Here is a 19,432-nt window from a genome sequence, read left to right as displayed (position 1 = left end):
AAGGCCGTCTGAACACACATTTCAGACGGCCTGATCTTTTATTACTGCTTATTCGATATAAGTAAACTTCGCACGTTTGATATTGCAGAGGATTTCGTACGGAATCATACCGGCAACTTCGGAAACTTCATTAATATTAATCACATCACCCCAAAGCTCGACTTCCGCGCCCAAGCCCTCTTTCGAGGCTTCCAGTTCAACCGTAATCATATCCATAGATACCCTGCCGATAATACGGCTGCGTTTGCCATCCACGGCCACAGGGGAATTAGTAGAAGCGCGACGCGGATAACCGTCGGCATAGCCGCAGGCAATCAAACCGACACGGGTAGATTTGCTGGTGTAGAACGTTGCGCCGTAACCAATCGGAGAATGCGGTTGCAACACGCGCTCGCCGAAAACACGGGAAGTCAGGCGCATAACAGGTTTCAAACGCTCATCCACGCCGCCGAAAGGCGAAATACCATACAAGGCCAGACCGGCACGTCCCCAATCGCGACGGGCTTCAGGCACGTTCAAAATCGCGGCGGAATTCGCCAAGCTCTCTTCGCCTTCCAAACCCTCACACGCCAAATCAAACGCTTCAAGCTGCATTTCGGTCATGCCGTTTTCAGGCTCGTCCGCGCAGGCAAAATGGCTGAATTTCACAATATTTTCAACCGATTCGGATTGTTTCAATGCAGTATAGGCCGCAGCGTAGTTATGTGGAAAGAAACCGGCACGGTGCATACCCGAGTCCATTTTCAGCCATACAGTTGTCGGATGTTGCCACTCATGATGTACAAACGCCTCCAACTGCCATTGGCTACCGATTGCCGGCCACAAATCATAACGGTCAACATCCGCATACTCCGCATCCTCAAATACGCCTTCCAACAAAACAATCGGATTTTTAATGCCGTTTTGACGCAGTTCCACGCCTTCATCTACCGTTGCTACCGCAAAGCCGTCGGCAATATCTGCCAACGCGTGTGCACATCTGACCGCGCCATGCCCGTAAGCATCGGCCTTAATCACAGCCAACAATTTATTGCCGTGCAACTCTTTGAGAAAACGATAATTTTGACGTAAATTATCCAAACGGATTTGCGCATTGAGCGGACGCATAATGTATTCCTCTTATCGGCATTCCGTTTCAGACGGCCTGCCCCATTACTTTGAAGTAAATATTATAGGTCAAAAACTACACAGGATTCCATGAAATCCACAAGAATAATCTATTCATAATTTAGACCTCATGCGCGCCTTTAGGCATTTATGCTTCTTCTCAGCCTGTTTTAAGGTTATGATTCAATCCAAATGAAAACGACAGACATCAAGGCCATGAAAGAACTCGACAAAACCGACTTAAAAATTCTCAAGCTCCTACAACAAAACGCACGTATCCCCATGACCGAATTGGCTGAAAAAGTCGGCCTCTCCACCACGCCGGTAACCGAACGCGTCCGCCGCTTGGAACGCGACAACCTTATTACCGGCTATCACGCCCATCTGAATCCTCATGCTTTAGGTCAAAGCCTCTTGGTCTTTGTCGAGCTGAAACTGCGCTCCAAATCCGGCAATATTTTTGAAGACTTCAAACGCGAAGTGCTGAAAATTCCGCAAATTTTGGAATGCCACTTGGTCTCCGGCGAATACGACTACCTTATCAAAGTCCGCCTGCCCAATATGTCCGCCTATCGCGATATGCTCGGCAATATCCTGCTGCAACTGCCGGCTGCGTCCGAAAGCCGCAGCTATGTTGTCATGGAAGAAGTCAAAGAAGAAGTAGTATTAGACATCTAATTCTATTCAACCAATAAAGGCCTCCTGAAAGATTACAACATTCAGACGGCCTTTATTTTAAATAGGCAAAAAAAAATGCACACATTCGACAGAATGTGTGCCAAGTCTACAAAGGAGAAATAGAGGAGAAACTATTAACTGACTACTCGAACCAGCTAACGAAACGAATTATGCAACAAGAGATTCAACCGCGCAAGTATTTTTCTTGTAAAGTTTCTTAATTATTCAATTTACAAATTTTAAATGTAATCATGTTTCAATATAGATAAAAAAATGCGCATACCGTCTCGATATGCGCCAAGTCTACAAAGGAGAAATAGAGGAGAAAAATCAAGCTGCATCAAGCAACTCAACGGCGCGAATTATCCTAGCCTTCTACCCCCCTGTCAACTGTTTTCCTGCCTATTTTCAAGTATTTTGCTAAAAAACAACAAATCCGCTATTCCCCTCTTTTTCTTGCTATTTTCGCCCATATATAAAGAGAATTTAGGGCCGTCTGAAACATATATTGCCACTAAAGATAAACGGCTCCATACTCACACATTCATCGTCCATATCAACCCAACCCAAAGACCATGACCACCCCACTCTCCCTTGCCGTTGTCGGCCATACCAACACAGGCAAAACCTCGCTCTTACGTACGCTTTTGCGCGACAGCACCTTCGGCGAAGTGAAAAACGCGCCATCCACCACGCGCCATGTCGAAGAAGCCCTTATCAACGACGGCAACGACAGCTTGGTTTACCTCTACGACACCCCCGGCCTTGAAGATGCCGGCGGCGTGTTGGACTGGCTGGAAACCCATACATCCGCACGCGATGACGGCATTGAGCGCATCCAGCAATTCCTCAGCAATCATGAAGCGCATCACGAGTTCAACCAAGAGGCCAAAGTGCTGCGCCAAGTCATGCAAAGCGATATGGCCATGTACGTCATCGATGCGCGGGAACCCGTCCTCGACAAATACAAAGACGAGCTGACCATTTTGTCTTGGTGCGCCAAGCCCATCATGCCCGTGTTCAACTTCACCCAAAATCAAGACCTGACCGCTTGGACCAATATGCTCGCCCGTCGAACCCTGCATGTTTACGCCGGTTTCGATACCGTTGCGTTCGACTTTGAAGGCGAAATCCGATTGTGGGAAAACCTTGCCACTATGTTACCTAAGCGCGACATCCTCGACCGCCTCATCAATATGCGCCGTCGCGAGTGGCAACGGCTGGATACGGAAGCACGCCGTGAAATTGCCGATTTTCTGCTGGATGCCGCCGCATTCACCCAAGAAATTGCCGAAAACGACGACCCAGCCCCGACTTTGGAAGTCATGCAATCGGAAATCCGCCAACTTGAGCGGCAAATGCAACAACGCCTGTTCACACTTTACCGCTTCTATCACGACGAAGTCGGCAGCGACAGCACATGGATGCCCAAAGCCTTCAAACAAGATCCGTTTGATAGCGAGTTGCTCAAACATTACGGCATCCGTACCGGTACCGGCGCAACCGCAGGCGCACTCATCGGCTTAGGTTTGGATATTGCCACGCTTGGCGGCTCGCTTGGTTTGGGTACCGCCATCGGCGGACTATTGGGCGGTATTTTGCCCAATGCCCAAGACATCACCGACAAAATCAACGGCCGACAAACCCTGCATATCGATCCGGAAACCCTTACCCTACTCGCCGCACGCGCACTGGATTTGTTGCACGTCTTGCAAACGCGCGGCCATGCGGCTCAATCGCATATTGAACTAAAAGAACGCAAAGCGCCATGGAATGCGGCCAAATTGCCAAGCGAACTCAACAAAGCGCGCAGCAACCGCAAATGGTCTTCGCTCAACACACACCAGCCCGAAGCCAGCCGTAACGAACGCGCAGCCTATGTCGCCACTTTAAGCGAGAAATTAAAAGCTTAGAATTGCCGCATAACAAAAAGGCCGTCTGAAACCCAAATGTTTCAGACGGCCTTTTAATCTTAGCAGGCAAATACTTATTCAGCAGCTTTGGTTTCGCGTTTCAAACCGCCGCCAAGTGCTTTATACAAGTCGGCAAGATTTTCCAAACGGGTCAGCTGATTGGCCAAAAGAGCAGTTTCTGCGCTGTAATTGCTGCGCTCGGCATCCAGCAAATCCAATGCACTGGATACACCATGTTTGTAGCGCAGGCTGATGAGGCGCAGGCTGTCGTTGTAGGCGCGGCTTTGTTTGCTCAAAGCGTCATAGCTTTTATCCAGCTGTTCGCGTGCTACCAACGCATTGGAAACGTCCTTGAATGCAGATTGAACAGCGGCTTCATAAGCAACGATTTGTGCTTGTTGGCGCAGTTTGGCTACGTCAAGATTGGCTTTGTTTGTGCCCCAGTCAAAGATAGGCAGAGTGATGGATGGTGCAAAAGCCCAAATACCTGTACCGCTCTTAAACAGGCCGCTCAACTCGCCGGAAGCCGTACCGACCGAACCGGTCAGGCTGATGCGTGGGAAGAAGGCAGCACGTGCCGCGCCGATATTGGCATTGGCTTGTTTGAGCGCGTGTTCGGCCGCGCGGATATCCGGACGGTTGAGCAGCACGTCCGAACTCAAACCGGCAGGCAGTTTGGTCAATTTGAACTGTTTGCTCAAAGGCAGACCGGCAGGCAAGTCTTCAGGCAAAGGTTGATTAATCAGCATAGCCAAGAAATTGCGCGCTTGCTCGCGGTTTTTCACCGCGGAAGCGTAATCGGCTTTGGCCGATTCAATCAACGCTTCCTGTTGGCGCAAATCAACGGCGGAAATCACACCGGCCTTATGGCGTAATTGCGAGAGCTTGTAAGTCGCTTCACGGGTTTGCAATACGCGTTGTGCCAATGCCATGGTTTCTTCGGCGTAGCGTTCGTTAAAGTAGGCTTTGGCAACGGTAGAAATCAAGGTCAGATGCGCGGCATCGCGGTTGGCGGCCACATTGAAATAACCTTGCAACGCGGCTTCGCTGGTACTGCGGACACGGCCGAAGAGGTCAAGTTCATAAGAGGCTGCGCCCAAACCCACGCTGTATTGGCTGCTGACGCTGCCGCCGCTCAAACTGCCTTGACGCGAACCTGTACCGCTGGCATTGACGGTTGGTAACAAATTATTACGCGCAATCATATATTGCTTGCGGTAGATTTCCGCATTCAGCGCGGCTGTACGCAAATCGGTATTGCGTTCCAATGCGATGTCGATCAGGCGGTGAAGGCGAGGATCGGCAAAGTAATCTTGCCAACCCAATTCGGCTGCACGGATACCGTCGTCAACAGTGTCGTATTTAAACGTATCGGCCACGGCAACTTGAGGCTGCTCATATTTCGGCATCATGGTACAGGCCGACAAAGCCACGGCGGCGGCAACGGCGGTCAGTACAGGTTTGAATGTAATCTTCTTCATTTTAGAATCCTTTAGCATTTTGAGGCCGTCTGAAAATTTTTCAGACGGCCTTTGCTTTAGTGCTTGTCTGAATCTTGTTTACCGTCTTCAATCATGCCGGCTTCAGCGGCGTGTTTGGCGGCCATCTCATGCTCGTGTGCGGTTTCTTTAAAGAATTTGCGCACAACCACATAGAACAAAGGCACAAGGAACACAGACAGAATCGTACCGATCAACATACCCCAGACCACGGTCGTACCAATCGCACGTTGGCTGGCGGAGCTGGCACCGCTGGCAACATAAAGCGGTACCACGCCCAAGATGAAGGCAAACGAAGTCATGATAATCGGACGGAAACGCAGGTGTGCGGCGGCAAGCGCAGCTTCAAGCGCGCTCTTGCCTTGCGCTTGCAGGTCTTTGGCAAATTCGATAATCAAAATCGCGTTTTTCGCACTCAAACCCATCACCGTAACGAAACCGACTTGGAAGTAGATATCGTTGGCGTATGCCGGAATACTGCCCAGCAGCGCTTCAAACATGTTGCGGCCGGTCACGCCCAATGCCGCGCCAATCAAGCCCAACGGAATCACAAGGATAACCGCCAACGGGATAGACCAGCTTTCGTACAAAGCAGCCAATACCAAGAATACAGCGGCAGCGGCCAATGCGTACAACATGACTGTTTGCGAGCTGCCTTTGGCCTCTTCACGAGACTGACCGCCCCATTCCAAACTGTAACCGCCGCCCATTTCATCAACCATTTGCTGTACCGCAGCCATGGCTTGACCGGAAGACACGCCATTAACAGGCGAGCCGGAAAGCTCCATTGCAGGATAACCATTGAAGCGGACGCTTTGTTCCATACCGTTTTCCCAAGAAACAGTAGCAATGGTAGAAAGCGGTACGGCAACACCGGATTTATTCGGCACGGTCAAGTTCAGAATATCGGCAGGCTGCATACGGGCACTCGCATCAGCTTGTACCATCACGCGTTGCAGACGGCCTTGATTCGGGAAGTCGTTTACATAAAACGAACCCAAAGAAGAAGCCAAAGCAGTACGGATGTCAGAGAACGAAATACCTTGTGCAGCTGCGGCAGAGCGATTGATGTCGATTTTCAACTGCGGCGCATCTTCCAAACCGCTCGCACGAACGGTACTTGGGTTAAACAAACCGCTTTTGCGCATTTTGTCAATCAGCTCATTGCGCTTGGCCAACAATGCAGCATGGCCGCTGTTGTTACGGTCTTGCAGGTAAATCGTCAAGCCGGAGCCTGTACCCAATTCCATAATGGCAGGAGGCACAATCGCCAAACCGAAACCGTCTTTCAGCGTAGCCATCATCATGCCGGTCAACTTACCGGAAATAGAAGTCGCATCGCTGCCCGGAGCAGTACGTTCGCTCCAGTCTTTCAGAATGACAAAGCCCAAAGCCATGTTTTGGCCGGAACCGCTAAAACTAAAGCCGGAAACGGTAACAATGTTCTCGATCTCAGGTACAGATTTCGCCAGTTGAGTGATTTGAGCCAAAGTTGCATCGGTACGCTCTTTGGTCGCGCCGGCAGGCAGCTGTACGCTCAACATCAAGTTACCTTGGTCTTCAGTCGGCAAGAAGGAAGTCGGCAGACGCATAAACAGGAATACGCCCACAACAGTCAAACCGATATAGACAACCATCATGCGCAAAGTCTTGCGCAAGACTTTGGCTACCCAGCCTTCGTAGCCGTGTGTCCAGTTGTCGAATTTCTTGTTAAACCAACCGAAGAAACCTTTTTTCTCTTCGTGATGACCATTCTGAATCGGCTTGAGCATGGTGGCACACAATGCCGGAGTCAGCGTCAAAGCAAGGAATGCGGAGAAGCCGATCGATGCCACCATGGTCAGGGCAAACTGTTTGTAAATGTTACCGGTTGCACCGCTAAACATTGCCAGCGGCACAAATACGGACATCAACACGGCAGTAATACCGATCACCGCGCCGGAAATCTGACTCATCGCTTTTTTGGTTGCAGCCTTAGGCGACAGACCTTCACTCGCCATAATACGCTCAACGTTTTCAACGACCACAATCGCGTCATCGACCACAATACCGATCACCAATACCATCGCAAACATGGTCAATACGTTAATCGACATACCCATGTATGAGATAAAGGCAAAACCGCCCAACAGGGAAATCGGTACAACAATGGTCGGAATCAGCGTATAGCGGATGTTTTGCAGGAAGAGATACATCACTAAGAATACCAATACGATGGCTTCCAAAAGCGTATGGATCACTTTCTCAATCGAAATTTCCACAAATTTGGAAGTATCGTAAGGAACTTTCCAGCTCATGCCGTCTGGAAAATACTTCTGCAAAACTGCCATTTTTTCTTTCACGGCAGTCGCCGTTGCCAAAGCGTTACCGCTGTTGGACAGCATCACTGCCATACCGGTGGTATTCACGCCGTTCAAACGTGTGGAAGTAGAATAGTCCTGCATACCCAAGCTGACTTTGGCAACGTCTTTCAGATAGACATTAGAACCATCGGTATTGGATACCAAAATGATGTTGCCAAACTCTTCAGCAGTGCTCAGCTGACCTTGAGCCGTCACAGTTGCTGAAATGGTCTGACCTGCAGCCGCCGGCAAAGAGCCGATAGAGCCTGCAGAAATTTGGATATTTTGAGTAGCCAGTGCGTTGGTTACCGTTGCAAAAGACAGGTTGTAGTTTTGCAGTTTTTTCGGGTCAACCCAAATACGCATGGCGCGTTGCGCACCAAACAATTGTACCTGCCCTACGCCGTCGATACGCTGCAGTTCAGGAATGATATTGCGCTGGGCGTAATCGTTCATTTCCTCAATGGATTGCTTTTCAGAAGAAAGCATGACCACTTGCAAGAAGTTGGAACGCGCTTTAGATACGGTTACACCATATTGCTGTACGGTAGACGGCAATGTGGACAACACTTCCGACAATTTGTTCTGCACGTCTACCTGCGCCAAATCTTCATTGGTTTCCGGTGTAAACGTCAGACTGACGCTGCCGCTGCCGCTGGAATTGGCAGAAGTCGTCATATAGTCCAAACCTTCCACACCGTACATATTACGTTCGATAACGGCCAGTACGCTGTCTTCCATTACCTGAGCAGAAGCGCCCGGATAAGTAGCGCGCAAAGTAATGGTCGGTGCAGCAACGGACGGATATTGGGAAATCGGCAGTTTTTGAATGCCGAAAATACCCGCTGCGATAATAAAAATCGCAATAACCCATGCAAAAATGGGGCGGTCAATAAAAAACTTAGACATTCATGCGTTCCTTATTTGGCTTCAGATGCAGCTTTAGCTTCAGGCTTGGCCTCGGATGCAGCCTGGCCGTCTGGAACTGCCGGTGTTGCTGCCGCAGCGCTTGCAGGTGGTGTCCATTCTTTCGGCGTTACCTTTTTAGCACCCGACATAGCGGCAATGCTGATGCCTTCGACAACCACTTTGTCGCCGTCTTTCAGGCCGTCTGTAATCACCCAATTAGTACCTTGCTGTTGGGCTACGGTCACGACACGCGCTTCCATTTCGCTCTTGTCATTCACCACCATCACAGTATCTTTTGTACCGCGGGTAACTGCTTGTTGCGGCACTACAAATGCATTATCAACAGCCACTTGCTCCATCAATACGCGTACATACAAGCCCGGCATCAAGATATTTCTGTCATTAGGAATGGCAGCGCGCAAGGTAATTTGACCGGTCGTTTCGTTAACAGTCGGATCTGCAAACAGCAGACGGCCTTTTTCAGGGTAAACCGTACCGTCGTCAAATTTGATGTCCACTGCAATCGCGCCGTTTGCCGCCAACAATTTGCCTTCGGCAACCTGTTGACGCAGTTTCATAACCTCACTGGCAGATTGGGTAACGTTGACATACATCGGATTGGTTTGTTGGATGGTGGCCAAAACGGTGGTATCGCCGGCATTCAACAGCGTACCTTCAGAAACTTTAGATTGACCGATAAAGCCGGAAATCGGCGCAGTAATGCGGGAGCGGTTCAGGCTGATACCGGCAGATTTGATGGCTGCTTGTGCAGATTTGACGCCTGCCTCGGCTGAGCGCTTGGCCGTTACGGCCGCATCATATTCTTGTTGGCTGATGGCATCGGCGGCAACCAACGGTTTGTAGCGGGCCAAGTCGGCATTCGCTTTGGCCAAAGTCGCTTGCGCACTCGCCAACTGGGCGCGTGCGCTTTCTAAATTTGCTTCATAAGTCGAGCTGTCGATTTGATACAAAGGCTGACCAGCTTGCACATAGCTGCCCTCTTGGAACAGGCGTTTTTGCAAAATACCGCCGACTTGGGCGCGGACTTCGGCAGTACGCAATGATTCCAGACGGCCCGGCAACTCGGTTGTCAATGCGACGGTTTCCGGATGCACAGTGACCACACGGACTTCAGGCGCAGGTTGTTTTTGCTGTTGCTGACTGCCTTGCGCCTGTTGGCCGGCTGCTTTTTCATCGCCTTTGCCGCAAGCGGAAAGCGCCAACGCAGTAGCTGCTGCAATTGCCGCAACACGCATCATTTTAGAAGCATAAAGAGCCATAATTTTCCTATCTCTATGATAAATAAGGGTTTGACTAATTAAAAATTGATTACTTTAATCTCATATTTCACAAACAGAAATTGCCTCCTTTTATGAAAAACAGGCTGATTATATAGTGTTGAGAAACACTATCAAGTATTGAATTAAATTATACATACATTCTTGCATGTTCAGAAGTAATTTTTTATAATCCGAACCATAAATTTACATTTCCTACAAAACAACTATGAGAAGAACCAAAACCGAAGCCTTAAAAACCAAAGAATATCTCATGCTTGCCGCATTGGATACGTTTTATCAGAAAGGCATTGCCCGCACCTCGCTTAACAAAATCGCCCAAGCCGCAGGCGTAACGCGCGGCGCGCTGTATTGGCATTTCAAAAACAAAGAAGATTTGTTTGACGCCCTGTTCCAACGGATTTGCGACGACATCGAAAGCTGCATAAAAGAAGACTCGAACAACAATAACGAACAGGCTTGGTCAAGCTTCCGCCTGACCCTGACCCGTTTTTTCGAGCGCCTGCAACACAACGATCTTCACTACAAATTCCACAGCATTTTATTTCTAAAATGCGAACACACCGAGCAAAATGAGGCGGTCATTGCCATCGCTAAAAAACACCAATCACTATGGCGTGAAAAAATCGTTGCCGTCCTGACCGATGCGGTACAACAAAAAGCCCTGGCGGATAACTTAGACATCGACATGGCGGTCATCTTCATCAAGTCTTCATTAGACGGCTTGATTTGGCGCTGGCTTTCTTCAGGTCAAGGCTTCGATTTGGCCCAAACCGCCTCCCGTATGAGTGAAATCATCATTGATACATTGGAAAACCATCCGCAATTAAGAAAACAATCATAAACATCAAAAATAAAAGGCCGTCTGAAACATTAAAAGTTTCAGACGGCCTTTCCATTCAAACCTGCTTAACGTGTTACCGGTTTATAACGGATACGTTTCGGTTTCGCGCCCTCTTCGCCCAAACGGCGTTTCTTGTCGGCTTCGTATTCCTGATAGTTGCCGTCAAAGAACACCCATTTAGAGTCGCCTTCACAAGCCAAAATATGCGTAGCGATACGGTCGAGGAACCAGCGGTCGTGCGAAATCACCATTACGCTGCCGGCAAATTCCAGCAATGCATCTTCCAGCGCGCGCAGGGTTTCCACGTCGAGGTCGTTAGACGGTTCGTCCAGCAGCAACACATTGCCGCCGCTCAACAAAGTTTTTGCCAAGTGCAAACGTCCGCGTTCGCCGCCCGACAATTGACCTGCGATTTTGCTTTGGTCGCTGCCTTTGAAGTTGAAACGACCCAAATATTGGCGAGCGGGAATTTCAAACTGTCCGACCTGCAAAATGTCGCGGCCTTCGGCGATGTTGTCGAACACGGTTTTGTCGTTTTGCAAACCTTCGCGGCTTTGGTCAATCAGGCTCATTTTCACGGTTTGGCCGATTTTCACTTCGCCGGAATCGGGCTGCTCTTTGCCCGCAATCATTTTAAACAGCGTCGATTTACCCGCGCCGTTCGGGCCGATGATGCCGACAATCGCGCCCGCAGGCACTTTGAAGCTCAAATCGTCAATCAGCACTTTATCGCCAAACGATTTGGAAACGTTCACAAATTCAATCACTTCGTTACCCAAACGCTCGGCGACGGGAATGAAGATTTCCTGAGTTTCGTTGCGTTTTTGGTATTCGTAGTTACTCATTTCTTCAAAACGCGCCAAACGCGCTTTAGACTTGGCTTGGCGGCCTTTGGCATTTTGGCGCACCCATTCTAATTCCTGCTTCATCGCTTTCACGCGCGCGGCTTCTGATTTCGCCTCGTTTTCCAAGCGTTTTTCTTTCTGCTCCAGCCAAGACGAGTAATTGCCTTTCCACGGAATACCGTGGCCGCGGTCGAGTTCCAAAATCCATTCGGCAGCGTTATCCAAGAAGTAGCGGTCGTGCGTTACTGCAACGACTGTGCCAGGGAAGCGCACTAAGAATTGCTCCAGCCATTCGACCGATTCAGCATCCAAGTGGTTGGTCGGCTCGTCCAGCAGTAGCATATCGGGTTTACTCAACAGGAGTTTGCACAAGGCAACGCGGCGTTTTTCACCGCCGGACAAATTGCCGATTTTGGCATCCCATTCCGGCAGGCGCAGCGCATCGGCGGCGATTTCCAATTCATGTTCCGCACCGCCGCCGGTAGATGAACCCGCCGCGATAATCGCTTCCAAGCGGCCCTGTTCTTCCGCTAACGCGTCAAAATCCGCATCAGGATTGGCGTACTCGGCATACACTTCTTCCAAGCGTTTCTGCGCCGCAGCTACTTCGCCCAAACCGCTTTCCACTTCCTCGCGCACGGTTTTTTCAGGATCAAGCTCAGGCTCTTGCGGCAGGTAGCCGATTTTAATGCCGCCCATCGGCACGGCTTCGCCCTCAAATTCCTTATCCACACCAGCCATAATCCGCAGTACAGTAGATTTACCCGCACCGTTCAAACCGAGCAAACCGATTTTTGCACCAGGGAAAAATGAAAGGGAAATGTCTTTAATAATGGTTTTTTGCGGCGGCACAACCTTACTCACGCGCAGCATAGAATAGACGTATTGTTGGGACATAGTTTTCTCGTTTCCGTCAAACAAATTTCAGACGGCCCATTTTAACCGATTGCTCAAATACTTGCTTGTTCAAATGCCGTCTGAAAATAGAAATCAGCATCACAATATGCAGCAAAGCCGAACCAATGCTTTCATTCTCCAAAATTTTCAACACGAAACCGTAAAAAATTTGATTTAAGCCAGTTTATCTTTGAACAAACGTTGCCAATATTCGATACGCTCCATAAAATGCGCCTATATCCTTGAAAGTACATAAACAAATAATAACGACAAAGAAACACCGCGCTAAAAACAATTTCAGATTTCCCAATACAAATACTTTTAAAATAAGGATTTACCTCATGTCAGAACATACGCAAAAAACAGCAAAACAAGGTTTGCCGTCACTGGCAAAAAGTACGATTTGGATGCTGAGCTTCGGCTATCTCGGCGTTCAGACGGCCTTTACCCTGCAAAGCTCACAAATGAGCCGAATTTTTCAAACTTTAGGCGCTGACCCGCACAGTTTGGGCTGGTTTTTCATTCTGCCCCCATTGGCCGGTATGTTGGTTCAGCCGATTGTGGGTTACTACTCAGACCGCACTTGGATGCCGCGCCTGGGTGGCCGTCGCCTGCCCTATCTGCTTTACGGCACGCTAATTGCGGTTATCGTCATGATTCTGATGCCGAACTCGGGCAGCTTCGGTTTCGGCTACGCTTCTTTGGCGGCTTTGTCGTTTGGCGCGCTGATGATTGCGCTGTTGGACGTATCCTCCAATATGGCGATGCAGCCGTTTAAGATGATGGTCGGCGACATGGTCAACGAGGAGCAGAAAAGCTACGCCTACGGCATTCAAAGTTTCTTAGCGAATACGGGCGCGGTTGTGGCGGCGATTCTGCCGTTTGTGTTCGCGTATATCGGTTTGGCGAACACGGCCGAAAAAGGCGTCGTGCCGCAGACCGTGGTCGTAGCATTCTATGTGGGCGCTGCCTTACTGATTATTACCAGTGCGTTCACCATCTTCAAAGTCAAAGAATACGATCCGGAAACCTACGCCCGCTATCACGGCATCGATGTCGCCGCGAATCAGGAAAAAGCCAACTGGTTCGAACTTTTAAAAACCGCGCCTAAAGCGTTTTGGACGGTTACTTTGGTACAATTCTTCTGTTGGTTTGCTTTCCAATATATGTGGACTTACTCGGCAGGCGCGATTGCAGAAAACGTTTGGCAGACAACCGATGCTTCTTCCGTAGGCTATCAGGAAGCAGGCAACTGGTACGGCGTTTTGGCGGCAGTACAATCCATTGCTGCCGTTATCTGCTCGTTTATTCTGGCAAAAGTACCGAATAAATACCATAAAGCCGGTTATTTCGGTTGCTTGGCTTTGGGTGCACTCGGTTTCTTCTCCGTTTTCTTCATCAGTAATCAATACGCACTGGTGTTGTCTTATACCTTAATCGGTATTGCGTGGGCCGGTATCATTACCTATCCTTTGACGATTGTGACCAATGCCCTCTCAGGCAAACACATGGGTACTTATTTGGGCCTGTTCAACGGCTCTATCTGTATGCCTCAAATCGTCGCCTCCCTGCTGAGCTTTATCCTCTTCCCTATGCTGGGCAGCCATCAGGCAACCATGTTCTTGGTTGCAGGCGCAGTCTTGCTGCTTGGAGCCTTCTCGGTATGTCTGATTAAAGAGACCCACGGCGAATAATCCATCCATACCATCGGCAAAGGCCGTCTGAAACCTTTGCCGAACTTACGATTTTAATAACAGGAGCTTCATAAATGTACACAAGAATCATGGAAATCAGCCCTTGGACATTGCGTTCGGCAAAACTGGAAAAAGAATACAAACGGCTGCAAGAGAGCCTGACCAGTTTGGGCAACGGCTATATGGGTATGCGCGGCAACTTTGAAGAAACCTACTCCGCCGACAGCCACTTGGGCACCTACATCGCCGGTGTTTGGTTCCCCGACAAAACCCGCGTCGGTTGGTGGAAAAACGGCTATCCTAAATATTTCGGCAAAGCCATCAATGCGCTCAATTTCAGCAAAGTTAAAATCTTTGTCGACAATCAGGAAGTGGACTTGGCGAAAAACGACGTTGCCGACTTCTCCATCGAACTCGATATGCAGCACGGCGTGTTGCGCCGCTCGTTCACCGTATTCGGCGTGCGTTTCGATGTGTGCAAATTTCTGTCTGTCGCGCAAAAAGAGCTGGCGGTTATCCGCTGGGAAGCCGTATCCGTTGACGGCAAAACCCACCAAGTCCGCATCGATTCCATCATCGACGCCGATGTGAAAAACGAAGACTCCAACTACGAAGAAAAATTCTGGCAGGTATTGGACAAAGGCGTTTCAGACGACCGCTCCTACATTGCCACCCAAACCGTCGCCAATCCCTTCGGCGTGGAACAATTCATCGTCAACGCCGAGCAAACCTTCGCCGGCAGCTTCAAAGCCCTCGGCGGCAGCCAAACCGACTGGCAGGTCTCCAATTCCTTCGAAGTCGAAGTCGGCGGCACGCCCGAAACCTTTGAAAAACGCGTGATTGTTACCACCAGTCGCGATTATCAAGGCTTGGAAGCGGTGAAAGCCGCAGGCCGCGCCTTGTCGGAAAAAATCGCAGGCGTTGCGTTTGAAACCTTGCTGGACGCACACAAAGCCGGCTGGCTGCACCGCTGGGAAATTGCCGACGTGGTCATCGAAGGCAGCGACGAAGCGCAGCAGGGCATCCGCTTCAACCTGTTCCAACTGTTCTCCACCTACTACGGCGAAGACGCGCGCCTGAACATCGGCCCCAAAGGGTTTACCGGCGAAAAATACGGCGGCGCAACCTATTGGGACACCGAAGCCTACGCCGTGCCGCTCTACCTCGCACTGGCTGAACCCGAAGTTACCCGCAACCTGCTGCAATACCGCCGCAACCAACTGCCGCAGGCGCAACACAACGCGCGCGAACAGGGCTTGGCTGGCGCACTCTATCCGATGGTGACGTTTACGGGCATCGAGTGCCACAACGAATGGGAAATCACCTTCGAGGAAATCCACCGCAACGGCGCGATTCCTTACGCCATCTACAACTACACCAACTACACCGGCGACGAAAGCTATCTTGCCAAAGAAGGCTTGGAAGTCTTGGTCGAAGTGTCACGCTTCTGGGCGGACCGCGTCCACTTCTCCAAACGCAACGGCAAATACATGATTCACGGCGTAACCGGCCCGAACGAATACGAAAACAACATCAACAACAACTGGTACACCAACACCCTCGCCGCATGGGTACTGGACTACACCCGCGAAGCCTTGGCGAAATATCCGCGTCCGGATTTGAACGTGAGCGCCGCCGAGCTGGAAAAATGGGCGGACATCAGCGCCAATATGTACCGTCCGCATGACGAAGAACTCGGCGTATTCGTCCAACACGACGGCTTCCTCGACAAAGACATCCGCCCCGTGTCCGCGCTTTCGCCCGACGATTTGCCACTCAACCAAAAATGGTCGTGGGACAAAATCCTGCGTTCACCCTTCATCAAACAGGCAGACGTCTTGCAAGGCATCTACTTCTTCGGCGACCGTTTCAACATGGACGAAAAACGCCGCAACTTCGACTTCTACGAACCGATGACCGTGCATGAAAGCTCGCTGTCGCCGTGTATCCACTCTATTCTCGCCGCCGAACTGGGCAAAGAAGAAAAAGCCGTGGAAATGTACCAGCGCACCGCCCGCCTGGACTTGGACAACTACAACAACGACACCGAAGACGGCCTGCACATCACCTCCATGACAGGTTCGTGGCTCGCCATCGTCCAAGGTTTCGCCCAAATGAAAACCTGGGGCGGCAAACTCAGCTTCGCCCCGTTCCTGCCAAGTGCGTGGACAGGCTATGCCTTCCACATCAACTACCGCGGCCGTCTGATTAAAGTCGCCGTCGGCAAAGAAAACGTGGTCTTCACCCTGCTCAAAGGCGAGCCGCTCGATTTGCAGGTGTACGGCAAAGACATTACGCTCAACGGCAGCCACACCGTCGCGTTGGAAAAATAAGGAGGGCGCAAAATGACTTTTACCGCAGTCCTCTTTGACCTCGACGGCGTCATCACCGACACCGCCGAATACCACTACCGCGCATGGAAAAAGCTCGCCGAAGGGCTGGGCATCAGCATAGACCGTAAGTTTAACGAGCAGCTCAAAGGCGTGTCGCGCGACGATTCGCTCAAACGCATCCTCGCGCACGGCGGCAAAACCGTCAGCGAAGCCGAGTTCGCCGAACTGACCCGCCGCAAAAACGACAACTACGTCGAGATGATTCAGGCAGTCAAACCCGAAGACGTGTACCCCGGTATTTTGCCGCTACTGGAAGCATTGAAAGCAAACGGCAAAAAAATCGCCCTCGCGTCCGCCAGTAAAAACGGCCCGTTCCTGCTGGAACGCATGGAGCTGACCCACTTTTTCGACGCCATTGCCGACCCTGCCGCCGTCGCGCATTCCAAACCCGCCCCCGACATCTTCCTCGCCGCAGCCGAGGGTGTGGGCGCAGACATCCGCCAATGCATCGGCATTGAAGACGCCGCCGCAGGTGTCGCCGCCATCAAAGCCGCCGGCGCCTTGCCTATCGGCGTGGGCAAAGCCGAAGACTTGGGCAGCGACATCGCGCTGGTGTTCGGCACCGCCGAGCTGACCTATGCCTACTTGCAAAATGTATGGGAACAGTCAGGCAGATAAAATACTAAGGAAGTAAAAAGGCCGTCTGAAAACCTGAATCAGGTTTTCGGACGGCCTAAGATCTTTCTAAAATCCCCTAAACTTCTACCAAGATATTTAGAGCTCTTGTCGGTATTTCTAAAATGCAAGTTCCCACAGAGAACGGGCTAACAAAAACACAGATAAGCCCAGTGTAATATTATTAAAGCGAGTTGCTCTCATATTGCAGCAAATTAATAGTATACAAACCAAACAACCGATTTGTATAAACGGTATCAACAGTACACTGCCTGCTAACATAAACGCGGATATGATCGCCAATGGCAACAATACCCACCAGGCAGGGATATCATACCATCGGGCTTTCTTGCTTAGCGATTGAAACCGAAAATCCTGTACAACCAAAGAAACTAAAGCCAAACCTGAATAATTGACGGATGCCATCCACCAAAATACATTTTTATCTGCTAAAGCCCACCAATATAAAATAGGCGATAAGACTGTCAAAATCAAGAACACGCGCCTTGGAGATTGCAAGTAAAGTTTCCATGCCATAGCAGCATATACTGCTATCGCTGAGAAAACTGCACCTATGCCTGCTGAAATTAAAAGTTCCAAAGGCATGTTTGTAATATCATAATTAATACGAGCACTGTAAAATTCGCTACGACTCCCCTCAGAGTAAAATGCCTCTGATACTGCGCTTGAAAAATCAATGAAGAAAACCATGCAGACAATATACAGTAGGATTAACTGCAGTATTGAGCCTGTATATTGCCGTGGACCACGCCCAAACTGTAACGCGTTGACAACAATCAAACAGGCAACTGTCCATGCAGTAAATGGGATAGTTGCAAAGGAATACAGTAATTGAGGAGTTTCTCCATTATCGAGTAGTACTCCCAAACCCAATACCAACCATCCTATCGCAAACCCCACCCATGCCAAAATGGGAGCAGCCAAAACTCGTGAATAAGCCATTTGCCATGCCGATAAAGAAGACATTCGTAACTGGTCAAATGTATTGGAAGATATATCTTGTTTAAAACTCCTTTCTATCAAAATATAACCGGCCAAAGCTGACAGAGCCAAACCAAACATACTCGTCATAATTAAATACTCTGACCATTCAGTACCTTCACGTTTGGTTATAGCAAACAGTCCATACAAAATAAATATACCAGCAGCCATACCCCAGTTTAAATTCAACCATAGCAACCTTTGAAACTCTGCATTTACCATGATTTTTGGCGGTTTGATACGATTCATGCAGCCTCTCCCTGTTTTTTGACCTGCAAACTGTTTTGATAACTTTGCAGCAAAGTAGTTTTCACAATATCTGCCCCACTCAATGCCAAATCCCTCAACACAACATCACGGATAAGTCGTACACGTGCCTCATCGCCTGAATCAATTAATACCAACAATGCAGAATCATCTACTTTTACATCATAAACGTAATCCAATCCTTGCAATACATCTGCCGCAACACTGATTTCCTCAGTTGCAAAACACAGGCGTACAGTTTGACGATCAGTATTTTCATCCTGCAGTGCCTGGAACACCTGAATTTTCCCTTGCTTAATAACAAGCATATGGCTGCAATATTCGTCCAATTCAGACAAAATGTGGCTGGATACCAATATCGTCATACCTTCCTTCTGCAATTTAAGCAGCAATAACGACAACTCATGCCGTGCTTCAGGATCCAGACCGCTAGCGGGTTCATCCAACAATAAAAATTTCGGCTTGTGAATAATGACCTGCCCAATACCTACGCGTTGCTTTTGCCCTCGCGAAAGTTCACTGATAAAACTACCGAGCTTATCTTCCAAACCCAAAAGTTGAACAGTTTCACTCAGAATTTCAGGCAAATTTTTCTCTGAAACCCCGCGCGAGCTGGCAGCATAAGTCAAACATTCCAAAACAGTAAGATCCTGAGGTAATCCAAAAATATCAGGCAAATAGCCTAATTTGGCATAACTCTCTCGAGGGTTTTCTAAAACAGGTTGCCCATCTAAAAGAACCTTCCCACTACTCGGATTCTCCAAACCAGCCATACATCGCATCAGCGTCGATTTGCCCGCGCCATTCGGTCCAATCAGCCCTGTAATACTGCCTTGAGGAAGCTGTACCGAAATATCATGCAGCACTTGCCGTTCATCGTAATGAAAATACAGATTTTCAATTTTTATCATCAGTTGTCCTTATATTTCAGACGGCCTTATCGCCGCTGACATATTCAATAATGCATCATCATAACATTGAATGCCACCAAAAATATTTTCTAGATAGCATCAAAATTATAAAAAGGCCGTCTGAAAAAACATGGTATTTTCAGACGGCCTTCCTTATCAAATTTACTTAATTGGTTTTAAAGTTGGCAGTACGGTGTCCCAGATAGCGAGGATTTCGG

Annotated in this window: 14 protein-coding genes; 6 read left to right on the top strand and 8 right to left on the bottom strand. The window is 49.4% G+C overall.

Translation table 11 applies throughout. From position 1 onward, the window contains the following. Positions 1-48: 48 nt before the first annotated feature. Positions 49-1,107: an alanine racemase gene (gene alr, locus HMPREF2700_RS06890; protein WP_070591158.1), complete on the bottom strand. Its 1,059-nt coding sequence runs from the start codon at positions 1,105-1,107 to the stop codon at positions 49-51. Positions 1,108-1,323: 216 nt separating this feature from the next. On the opposite strand from alr, the gene HMPREF2700_RS06885 reads away from it, so the two are divergent. Together HMPREF2700_RS06885 and HMPREF2700_RS06880 are read left to right on the top strand one after the other, a co-directional pair. Then, positions 1,324-1,785 carry a winged helix-turn-helix transcriptional regulator gene (locus HMPREF2700_RS06885; protein WP_079453694.1) on the top strand — a complete coding sequence of 154 codons (462 nt, stop codon included), beginning with the start codon at positions 1,324-1,326 and terminating at the stop codon, positions 1,783-1,785. A 575-nt stretch (positions 1,786-2,360) separates the two neighbouring features. Next, entirely contained in the window at positions 2,361-3,698 is a 1,338-nt protein-coding gene (locus HMPREF2700_RS06880) for a GTPase/DUF3482 domain-containing protein (protein ID WP_070591156.1), read from the top strand. Positions 3,699-3,772: 74 nt separating this feature from the next. On the opposite strand, the gene HMPREF2700_RS06875 is transcribed toward HMPREF2700_RS06880, so the two are convergent. From HMPREF2700_RS06875 to HMPREF2700_RS06865, 3 genes are read right to left on the bottom strand one after another with little or no spacing between them, the layout of a single operon-like run. Then, entirely contained in the window at positions 3,773-5,179 is a 1,407-nt protein-coding gene (locus tag HMPREF2700_RS06875; RefSeq protein ID WP_141745832.1) for an efflux transporter outer membrane subunit, read from the bottom strand. 56 nt (positions 5,180-5,235) lie between these two features. Beyond that, positions 5,236-8,448, bottom strand: a complete 3,213-nt coding sequence (locus HMPREF2700_RS06870; RefSeq protein WP_070591152.1) for an efflux RND transporter permease subunit — start codon at positions 8,446-8,448, stop codon at positions 5,236-5,238. A gap of 11 nt (positions 8,449-8,459) precedes the next feature. Then, positions 8,460-9,728 carry an efflux RND transporter periplasmic adaptor subunit gene (locus tag HMPREF2700_RS06865; RefSeq protein ID WP_070591150.1) on the bottom strand — a complete coding sequence of 423 codons (1,269 nt, stop codon included), beginning with the start codon at positions 9,726-9,728 and terminating at the stop codon, positions 8,460-8,462. Positions 9,729-9,954: 226 nt separating this feature from the next. Here HMPREF2700_RS06865 and HMPREF2700_RS06860 point away from each other — a divergent pair, with 226 nt between their 5' ends. Next, on the top strand, positions 9,955-10,590 hold the full coding sequence (locus HMPREF2700_RS06860) for a multidrug efflux system transcriptional repressor MtrR (protein WP_070591148.1): 636 nt from the start codon (positions 9,955-9,957) through the stop codon (positions 10,588-10,590). Positions 10,591-10,655: 65 nt separating this feature from the next. On the opposite strand, the gene ettA is transcribed toward HMPREF2700_RS06860, so the two are convergent. Then, complete coding sequence (gene ettA, locus HMPREF2700_RS06855; protein WP_036493894.1) at positions 10,656-12,332, bottom strand: energy-dependent translational throttle protein EttA; 1,677 nt, start codon at positions 12,330-12,332, stop codon at positions 10,656-10,658. Positions 12,333-12,348: 16 nt separating this feature from the next. Further along, positions 12,349-12,486: a hypothetical protein gene (locus HMPREF2700_RS11910; protein WP_210389879.1), complete on the bottom strand. Its 138-nt coding sequence runs from the start codon at positions 12,484-12,486 to the stop codon at positions 12,349-12,351. 187 nt (positions 12,487-12,673) lie between these two features. Here HMPREF2700_RS11910 and HMPREF2700_RS06850 point away from each other — a divergent pair, with 187 nt between their 5' ends. The 3 genes from HMPREF2700_RS06850 (at position 12,674) to pgmB (ending at position 17,037) form a co-directional block, all read left to right on the top strand. After that, positions 12,674-14,026, top strand: coding sequence for an SLC45 family MFS transporter (locus HMPREF2700_RS06850; protein WP_070591146.1), 1,353 nt, complete (start codon positions 12,674-12,676; stop codon positions 14,024-14,026). Positions 14,027-14,100: 74 nt separating this feature from the next. Next, positions 14,101-16,359: a glycoside hydrolase family 65 protein gene (locus HMPREF2700_RS06845; RefSeq protein WP_070591144.1), complete on the top strand. Its 2,259-nt coding sequence runs from the start codon at positions 14,101-14,103 to the stop codon at positions 16,357-16,359. A 12-nt stretch (positions 16,360-16,371) separates the two neighbouring features. Further along, positions 16,372-17,037 (top strand): beta-phosphoglucomutase, encoded by a 666-nt coding sequence (pgmB, locus tag HMPREF2700_RS06840; protein ID WP_070591142.1) that lies wholly within the window; start codon positions 16,372-16,374, stop codon positions 17,035-17,037. Positions 17,038-17,154: 117 nt separating this feature from the next. Here pgmB and HMPREF2700_RS06835 read toward each other — a convergent pair whose 3' ends face one another. Both HMPREF2700_RS06835 and HMPREF2700_RS06830 read right to left on the bottom strand, forming a co-directional pair. Then, complete coding sequence (locus HMPREF2700_RS06835) at positions 17,155-18,285, bottom strand: hypothetical protein (RefSeq protein WP_070591141.1); 1,131 nt, start codon at positions 18,283-18,285, stop codon at positions 17,155-17,157. Further along, positions 18,282-19,214, bottom strand: a complete 933-nt coding sequence (locus HMPREF2700_RS06830; RefSeq protein WP_070591139.1) for an ABC transporter ATP-binding protein — start codon at positions 19,212-19,214, stop codon at positions 18,282-18,284. Before HMPREF2700_RS06830 ends, HMPREF2700_RS06835 begins: the two co-directional genes overlap by 4 nt. Positions 19,215-19,432: the final 218 nt, after the last annotated feature.

The organism is Neisseria sp. HMSC068C04 (assembly GCF_001810105.1).
In the GTDB taxonomy this organism is placed as follows: Bacteria; Pseudomonadota; Gammaproteobacteria; order Burkholderiales; family Neisseriaceae; genus Neisseria; species Neisseria flavescens_B.
Note: the sequence above shows the minus strand (reverse complement) of the source record. Positions and strands in the feature narration are given on the sequence as shown.

What these genes read in the sequence shown, in the direction of transcription:
- HMPREF2700_RS06880 (WP_070591156.1), top strand. Translation starts at nt 2,361, where the DNA reads ATGACCACCCCACTCTCCCTTGCCGTTGTCGGCCATACCAACACAGGC.
- HMPREF2700_RS06830 (WP_070591139.1), bottom strand. Translation starts at nt 19,214, where the DNA reads ATGATAAAAATTGAAAATCTGTATTTTCATTACGATGAACGGCAAGTG.
- HMPREF2700_RS06860 (WP_070591148.1), top strand. Translation starts at nt 9,955, where the DNA reads ATGAGAAGAACCAAAACCGAAGCCTTAAAAACCAAAGAATATCTCATG.
- alr (WP_070591158.1), bottom strand. Translation starts at nt 1,107, where the DNA reads ATGCGTCCGCTCAATGCGCAAATCCGTTTGGATAATTTACGTCAAAAT.
- HMPREF2700_RS06875 (WP_141745832.1), bottom strand. Translation starts at nt 5,179, where the DNA reads ATGAAGAAGATTACATTCAAACCTGTACTGACCGCCGTTGCCGCCGCC.
- HMPREF2700_RS06865 (WP_070591150.1), bottom strand. Translation starts at nt 9,728, where the DNA reads ATGGCTCTTTATGCTTCTAAAATGATGCGTGTTGCGGCAATTGCAGCA.
- ettA (WP_036493894.1), bottom strand. Translation starts at nt 12,332, where the DNA reads ATGTCCCAACAATACGTCTATTCTATGCTGCGCGTGAGTAAGGTTGTG.
- HMPREF2700_RS06850 (WP_070591146.1), top strand. Translation starts at nt 12,674, where the DNA reads ATGTCAGAACATACGCAAAAAACAGCAAAACAAGGTTTGCCGTCACTG.
- pgmB (WP_070591142.1), top strand. Translation starts at nt 16,372, where the DNA reads ATGACTTTTACCGCAGTCCTCTTTGACCTCGACGGCGTCATCACCGAC.
- HMPREF2700_RS06870 (WP_070591152.1), bottom strand. Translation starts at nt 8,448, where the DNA reads ATGTCTAAGTTTTTTATTGACCGCCCCATTTTTGCATGGGTTATTGCG.
- HMPREF2700_RS06885 (WP_079453694.1), top strand. Translation starts at nt 1,324, where the DNA reads ATGAAAGAACTCGACAAAACCGACTTAAAAATTCTCAAGCTCCTACAA.
- HMPREF2700_RS06835 (WP_070591141.1), bottom strand. Translation starts at nt 18,285, where the DNA reads ATGAATCGTATCAAACCGCCAAAAATCATGGTAAATGCAGAGTTTCAA.
- HMPREF2700_RS06845 (WP_070591144.1), top strand. Translation starts at nt 14,101, where the DNA reads ATGTACACAAGAATCATGGAAATCAGCCCTTGGACATTGCGTTCGGCA.